Origin of the sequence: Rhizorhabdus sp. (genome assembly GCF_018006725.1) — a bacterium.
GTDB lineage: Bacteria > Pseudomonadota > Alphaproteobacteria > Sphingomonadales > Sphingomonadaceae > Rhizorhabdus.
In genome coordinates this window covers 1-3,728 of the sequence record NZ_JAGMXV010000368.1, presented here as the reverse complement: position 1 = coordinate 3,728, position 3,728 = coordinate 1, and the positions used below count along the sequence as shown (strand labels likewise).

Here is a 3,728-nt window from a genome sequence, read left to right as displayed (position 1 = left end):
CCTTGGCACCGGTGCCATAGGGGATGCGGCACGAGGCCGAGCGGTCGCGGGCCGAATAGGCGAGCAGAACGGGAGCTTCGTAACCCGGGACCAGGCGCTTGTAGCTGTTGGTCGTCGGGTTGGTGAAGGCGTTGAGCGCCTTGGCATGCTTGATCACGCCGCCGATGAAATAGAGGCAGGTGTCGGACAGGCCGGCATAGCCGTTGCCGGCGAAGAGCGGCTGACCCTTGTCCCAGATCGAGATGTGGGTGTGCATGCCCGAGCCGTTATCTTCCTTGATCGGCTTCGGCATGAAGGTGACGGTCTTGCCATAGGCCTGGGCGACCTGCCAGCAGACATATTTGTAGATCTGCATGCGGTCGGCGGTCTGGACGAGCGTGCCGAAGGTCAGGCCGAGCTCATGTTGCGCGGCGGCGACTTCGTGGTGGTGCTTGTCGCAGGGCAGGCCCATTTCGAGCATGGTCGAAACCATCTCGGCGCGGATGTCGACGGCGCTGTCGACCGGAGCGACCGGGAAATAGCCGCCCTTGGCGCGGGGACGGTGGCCCAGATTGCCGCCTTCGAGCGCCTTGCCGGTGTTGGTCGGCAGCTCGACGTCGTCCAGCTTGTAGTAGCTGGAGTTGTAGGTCGTATCGAACTGGACGTCGTCGAACATGAAGAACTCTGCTTCCGGTCCGACATAGACGGTGTCGCCGATACCGATCGACTTCACATAGGCTTCGGCGCGCTTGGCGGTCGAGCGCGGGTCGCGGGTGTAGAGCTCACCAGTCGACGGCTCGACGATATCGCACACCAGGATCAGCATCGGGGTTGCCGAGAAGGGATCCGTCCACACGGCGTCGAGGTCCGGCTTCAGGATCATGTCGGACTCGTTGATCGTCTTCCAGCCCTCGATCGACGAACCGTCGAACATGAAGCCGTCGCTCAGCTCGTCCTCGCCGACGACGCCGGCGCACATGGTCAGGTGCTGCCACTTGCCCTTCGGATCGGTGAAACGAAGATCGACCCACTCGATCTCCTGGTCCTTGATCATCTTGAGAACGTCAGCGGGCTTGTTCGCCATATCCTTGCCTTCCCCGTGAGAAAATCCGTGAATGTGTCGGGCGGTGTGCCGCCCCTGCTCTGTATTGGCGCCGCGGCGATCAGATCGCGTCGGCGTCTCTCTCTCCAGTCCGGATGCGAACCGCGCCCTCGACCGGCAGGATGAAGATCTTGCCGTCGCCGATGCGGCCCGTCTGCGCGGCCGATGCGATCGCTTCGACCACCCGCTCGGCCAGACTGTCGTCGACGACGACCTCCAGCTTCACCTTGGGCAGGAAGTCGACGACATATTCGGCGCCGCGGTAAAGTTCGGTGTGGCCCTTCTGGCGACCGAAACCTTTGGCTTCGGTCACGGTGATGCCGGAGACGCCCACTTCGTGGAGGGCTTCCTTCACTTCATCGAGCTTGAAAGGCTTGATGATGGCTTCGATCTTCTTCACCCATGCCTCCCCGGACACCACGTACGTGCCCTCCATAAGCGTGCGGTCGCACGAGTCGCAAGGACGCTGGGTCGTTGGGCGCAGATATTCTGCCGCACTGCCGCGAAACACGGCAGATATGGTGATATTGCCTAAAAGTCAGGCACGAGTTGCATGAAATTTCAGCGAAGCTGCCGTCCGCGAATCATGCTTGCGCGATTCCGTCAGAGATAAGGCGGCTGGTGAAGTGCCTTCGGGCTGGCCGTGAAGATCTCGCATCCGTCCTCTGTGATGCCGATCGAATGCTCGAACTGGGCCGACAGGGACCGGTCGCGGGTGACCGCCGTCCATCCATCGTCGAGCAGCTTCACGTCGGGGCGGCCGATGTTGATCATCGGTTCGATCGTGAACAACATGCCCGGCCGCAGCTCGGGCCCGGTCCCGGGGCGGCCGACATGGACGACTTCGGGGGCGTCGTGGAACACGCGGCCCAGGCCGTGCCCGCAAAAATCCCGCACTACGCCATAACGATGCTTCTCGGCGTGGCGCTGGATCGCATGACCGATGTCGCCGAGATGGTTGCCCGGCCGGGCCTGTTCGATTCCCAGCATCAGGCATTCATAGGTCACTTCGACCAGCCGGCGGGCCTTGATGCCGACGTCGCCGACCAGAAACATCCGGCTGCTGTCGCCATGCCAGCCGTCGAGCAGGGGGGTGACGTCGATATTGACGATGTCGCCGTCCTTCAGAGTCCGTTCGCCGGGGATGCCGTGGCAGACGACATGATTGATGCTGATGCAGCAGCTGTGGGTATAGCCGCGATAATGCATGGTCGCGGGAACCGCGCCGGCGGCGATCGTCATGTCATGGACGATCCGGTCGAGTTCCTGCGTGCTGACGCCAGGCACGACGTGCGGCACCAGCGCATCCAGTATCTCGGCGGCCAGTCGCCCGGCGGCGCGCATGCCGGCGAAACCCTCAGGGCCGTGCAGGCGGATCGCGCCGGTGCGCGGATGGCTGGTGCTCGTGTCGTCAGCGAGAATATAGGTGGTCATCGCCCACATATAAGCCAAAGTTGCGCGGTTTACGAGCCTCGACCGGCGCGCAGGCGAATGGGCAAGAAAGTCTCCGATGCCCCCTCAGGCAGCTTCCACGCCGCCGCGCGTCATTCTATGGACGCGCGATGACCGAGATTTCTTCCGCCTCCGCCGACCGAGTCTGGACGGCCGCCCTGCTCGTCATCGGTGACGAGATCCTCTCGGGGCGCACGCAGGACCGCAACATCGCGCAGGTCGCGCTCTGGCTTAACCTGCAAGGCATCCGCCTCGCCGAGGTGCGCGTGGTTGCGGATGACATGGATCTCATCGGCGAAGCCGTCACCCAGCTCAAGGCACGGAACGACTATCTGTTCACGACCGGCGGCATCGGGCCGACACATGACGACATCACGGTCGATGCCATAGCCGCGGCGCTGGGTGTGTCGGTGGTCGTGCATCCGCGGGCCCGTGCCGTTCTCGATGACTATTATTCGACGCGTGGCGGCCTGAACGAGGCCCGCCTGCGCATGGCGCGCGTGCCCGAAGGTGCGGACCTGATCGAAAATCGGATGTCAGGCGCCCCAGGCATCCGGATCGGCAACATATTCATCCTGGCCGGCGTGCCGCACATAGCGGGCATGATGCTCGAAGCGCTGTCGAACACACTCGAGGGTGGTAAGCCGATGCTGTCGAAGACGGTCGGCTGCTGGGTCGCCGAAAGCGAGATCGCCGACTTCCTGGGCGCTGCCGAAAAGGCGCACCCCGGCGCGCAGATCGGCAGCTACCCCTTCTTCCGCGAAGGCAAGGTCGGCGCCAATTTCGTTATACGGTCAACCGATCCGGCCATTCTCGACGCCTGTCTGGCCGAAGTCGTGCGGGGGCTCACCGCTATGGGCCACGCCCCGATGCTCGACGGTATCTGACCGCGCTCAGCCCGCAACGGGCACGGCGTCGCCATCTGGTCGGTCAGACAAGGCCAGTGCGAAGAAGGCCGCGAGGGCGAAGCTGGCTGCAATGACGAAGGCCGCGCCGGGAAAGTGGAACGGCGCAGTCGGCCCGGTGAACCAGGCCAGCGCCGGGTTGAGCAGCAGGGGGCCGGCAATAGAGCCGAGCGCGTTGAGGCTGCCGATGAACCCCTGCATCTCGCCCTGCCGGTCGGCCGTGGTCTGGCGCGACATCAGGGCAGTGATGGACGGCTGGACCAGCGCCTGCAGCGCGGACACGATGATCA

Annotated in this window: 4 protein-coding genes and 1 pseudogene; 1 reads left to right on the top strand and 4 read right to left on the bottom strand. The window is 64.0% G+C overall.

Features of this window, described 5'->3' with window-relative positions:
* From glnA to map, 3 genes are all read right to left on the bottom strand, one after another.
* A partial coding sequence (gene glnA / locus KAY22_RS26155) for a type I glutamate--ammonia ligase (RefSeq protein WP_296626015.1) occupies positions 1–1,063 on the bottom strand: 1,063 nt, incomplete at its 3' end.
* 79 nt (positions 1,064–1,142) lie between these two features.
* The gene (locus KAY22_RS26150; RefSeq protein ID WP_296626014.1) at positions 1,143–1,481 is read right to left on the bottom strand and encodes a P-II family nitrogen regulator; all 339 of its coding nucleotides are present in this window, start codon (positions 1,479–1,481) and stop codon (positions 1,143–1,145) included.
* A gap of 203 nt (positions 1,482–1,684) precedes the next feature.
* Positions 1,685–2,524 (bottom strand): type I methionyl aminopeptidase, encoded by an 840-nt coding sequence (gene map, locus KAY22_RS26145; protein WP_296626013.1) that lies wholly within the window; start codon positions 2,522–2,524, stop codon positions 1,685–1,687.
* Positions 2,525–2,643: 119 nt separating this feature from the next.
* Between map and KAY22_RS26140 the strand changes: the two genes are divergently transcribed.
* Positions 2,644–3,420 carry a molybdopterin-binding protein gene (locus KAY22_RS26140; protein WP_296626012.1) on the top strand — a complete coding sequence of 259 codons (777 nt, stop codon included), beginning with the start codon at positions 2,644–2,646 and terminating at the stop codon, positions 3,418–3,420.
* 6 nt (positions 3,421–3,426) lie between these two features.
* Here KAY22_RS26140 and KAY22_RS26135 read toward each other — a convergent pair.
* Positions 3,427–3,728: pseudogene (locus KAY22_RS26135) on the bottom strand (MFS transporter); the annotation flags it as partial.